Below are 3,195 nucleotides of genomic sequence, written 5' to 3'. Positions count from 1 at the left end.
CCCGTGTTCCGCGATCGGAGTCCTGAGGTCATCGAACGGGTCGACCGCGGGGTGGTCGTCGTACACCGCACGCCAGAGGGGCCCGGTCGGGGCCGTGACGGTCCGCGTCCCGACGGCGTCGGGAGAGACCGGCTCGAAGCCGAGCGGGGCCACCGCGCCCACGGCGCGAAGGCTCAAGAGGAGTCCACCACCGCTCCGGACGTACTCCGCGAGCCCAGATGCGATCCGGTCGTCGACCGTCGTCAGCGACTCCTCGCGGTGCCACCAGAGGACGTCGTGTGGCGACGACTGACCGACCTGCGCCGGGTCGAGGGTCTCAACGTCGTATCGGGAGGCCGCCCACTCGCGTGCCGCCGCCTGTCGGTCGCTCGGCTCCCCGTCGACGAGGAGTCCGACGCGAACCGGCGTGTCTGCCATGTGTCCGGTATCTCTTCGCACGGTAAAAACGCGATCCATCCGACGCGCGTCCGAGATCAGTCGCCCGTCACCGACCGCTCGAAGCGAGCGAGGGCGGACGGGTGAGCGCGTTCCGACAGGGCTAAAAGCGGACGGACCAACACTGAGCCAATTCGCTCCGGACCGGCGGCTCGTCGAATCGCGGGACGAACCACACCGGCCGGATCACACGCAAGAATGACAGAACGCGCTTGGTGGAAGGAGGCGGTGGTGTATCAGATCTATCCGCGGAGCTTCAACGACGGCGACGGCGACGGCGTCGGCGACATCCCCGGGATCGTGGAGAGGCTCGACTACGTCGACGAGCTGGGCGTCGACGCCGTCTGGCTCAGCCCGGTGTACGAATCGCCCCAGCACGACAACGGGTACGACGTCAGCGACTATCGTTCGATCCACGACGAGTACGGGACCATGGACGACTGGGAGGCGCTACTCGACGGCCTCCACGACCGGGACATCCGGCTGGTGATGGACATGGTCGCGAACCACACGTCGTCCGAACACGACTGGTTCCAGCAGTCCCGCGCGGACCCCGACGGAGAGTACGGGGACTACTACATTTGGCGCGAGGGCGACCCGGCCGAGCCCCCGAACAACTGGGAGTCGTTCTTCGGCGGCTCCGCGTGGACGTACGACGAGGAACGCGAGGCGTGGTATCTGAGTCTCTTCGACACGACACAGCCCGACCTCAACTGGCGCAATCCCGACGTCAGAGAGGACGTTTACGACGTGATGAACTGGTGGCTCGACAAGGGCATCGACGGTTTTCGGCTCGACGTCCTCAACCTCATCTCGAAGCCGGAGGGGCTGCCGGACGGCGACCCCGGTCGAGACCTGGTCGGCAGCGAGCACTTCGTCGACGGCCCGCGAATTCACGAGTACTTAGACGAGATGCGCGAGGCGGTGTTCGCCGGGAGAGACATCGTCACCGTCGGCGAGATGCCGGAGCTCACGCTCGAGTCCGCCCGCGAGTACACCGGCGAGGACGGACCGCTCGACCTCGTCTTCCCCTTCGAGCACGTCCAGATCGACTTCGGTCCGAACGGTCGGTGGGACGTCGGCGAGTGGACGCTGCCGGAACTCAAGTCGATCCTCGACAGGTGGCAGCACGGCCTCGACGACGAGTGGTGGACGACCCTCTTCTTCGAGAACCACGACCAGCCGCGCAGCGTCTCTCGGTTCGGCGACGACGAGGCGTACCACTACGAGTCCGCGACCGCGTTCGCGACGGCTCTCCTGACCCTGCGCGGGACGCCCTTCGTCTATCAGGGACAGGAGCTCGGGATGACGAACACCGCCTTCGAAACCCTGGACGACGTCGCGGACGTCGACACCGTCCGGAACGTCCGAGAACTGATGGCGGACGGCGCGTTCGAAGAGTACCAGGATGTCAGACACGTCGTCGAGGCACGGTCGCGTGACAACGCCCGGACGCCGATGCAGTGGACCGACGGGCGACACGCGGGCTTCACCGACGGCGACCCGTGGCTGCCGGTGAACGACGACTACGAGGTCGTCAACGCCGCTCGCGAACGCGAGCGGACGCCGTCCGTGCTGTCGTACTACCGAACGCTGATCGACGTGCGAGGGGGTTCGGAACCACTCCAGCACGGCGCCTACGAACTCTATTACCCCGACGACGAGCAGCTGTACGTCTACGAGCGGAGCCTAGACGACGAGCGGGTCGCGGTCGTGCTCAATCTCTCGAACGAATCGCGGGGGGTCGAGGTCGATCCGGTCGCCGCGTCCGCCTCCCTCCTCCTCGGTAACTACGAGTCAGTGCCGGAAGCGCCCGGCGAACCGTTCGAACTTCGTCCGTACGAGGCCCGGCTGTACGCCGACTCTCGCTGAGGCCGACCGCCGGGCGACGCGAGCGGAGCGATTTCGGTGACGGGGCGCCGTCGACGGGGCCCGTCGCCGTCCCGTGAGTTTATTATCCGCACACTCGACGACACGGTCGAGAGATGTCCCGCCGGCAACGAGGAGCGGCGACCGCGGAGCAACGGCACGGCCACCACGTCGGACCCGCCCGAGCACCGTATGACGCGTGAGACACTCGTCGCCGGGGAGGCGCTGATCGACTTCATCCCCGGCGAACGCGGAGCGCTGGCGACGGTCGAGGCGTTCTCCCGACAGGCCGGCGGGGCGCCGGCCAACGTGGCGGTCGGGCTCGCTAGGCTGAACCGGACGCCGTGGTTCTGTACGACGCTCGCGACCGACGCCTTCGGCGAGCACCTCGCGACCGTGCTCGACCGAGAGGGGATCCCTGACCGGTTCGTGAACCGAGCGCCGGACGCGCAGACCGCGCTGGCGTTCGTCTCGCACGGTCGGGACGCGGACCGGGAGTTCACCTTCTACCGTCAGGAAACGGCCGACAGGCAGTTCGATACGAGCGGCGTCGGGGACGGCGTCCTCGAGTCGGTCGACGTCGTGGTCGTCGGCGGGGTGACGCTGACCGTCGAGCCGGCCCGGTCGGAGACGTTCGACCTCGTCGAGCGCGCGCTGGCCGCGGGCTGCCGGGTCTGCTTCGACCCGAACGTCCGGCCGGAGCTCTGGGAGGTCGACCCCGAACCGACGCTGCGGCGGATGCTCTCGGCGACGGACGTTCTCAAGGCCTCGCGGGAGGACCTCGGCGGCGACGCGCTCCCGGCGGCCCCCGACGAGCTACTCGACGCCGGACCGGACGCCGTCTTCCTGACGGCGGGAGACGCGTGGGCGCGCCTTGTCGCCGGCGAGGAC

General features: G+C 68.3%; 2 protein-coding genes and 1 pseudogene. 2 read left to right on the top strand and 1 reads right to left on the bottom strand.

The genetic code is table 11. From position 1 onward, the window contains the following. A pseudogene (locus Q0116_RS08695) lies at positions 1-417 on the bottom strand (sucrose-6-phosphate hydrolase); the annotation flags it as partial. Between the two features lie 216 nt (positions 418-633). Between Q0116_RS08695 and Q0116_RS08690 the strand changes: the two are divergent. Together Q0116_RS08690 and Q0116_RS08685 are read left to right on the top strand one after the other, a co-directional pair. Further along, positions 634-2,307 carry an alpha-glucosidase gene (locus tag Q0116_RS08690; protein ID WP_297886972.1) on the top strand — a complete coding sequence of 558 codons (1,674 nt, stop codon included), beginning with the start codon at positions 634-636 and terminating at the stop codon, positions 2,305-2,307. A 189-nt stretch (positions 2,308-2,496) separates the two neighbouring features. Continuing rightward, positions 2,497-3,195: PfkB family carbohydrate kinase (locus tag Q0116_RS08685; protein WP_297886970.1), on the top strand; the 699-nt coding region annotated here is incomplete at its 3' end.

It is taken from the genome of uncultured Halorubrum sp. (genome assembly GCF_937146585.1).
GTDB classification, from domain to species: Archaea; Halobacteriota; Halobacteria; order Halobacteriales; family Haloferacaceae; genus Halorubrum; species Halorubrum miltondacostae.
Note: the sequence above shows the minus strand (reverse complement) of the source record. Positions and strands in the feature narration are given on the sequence as shown.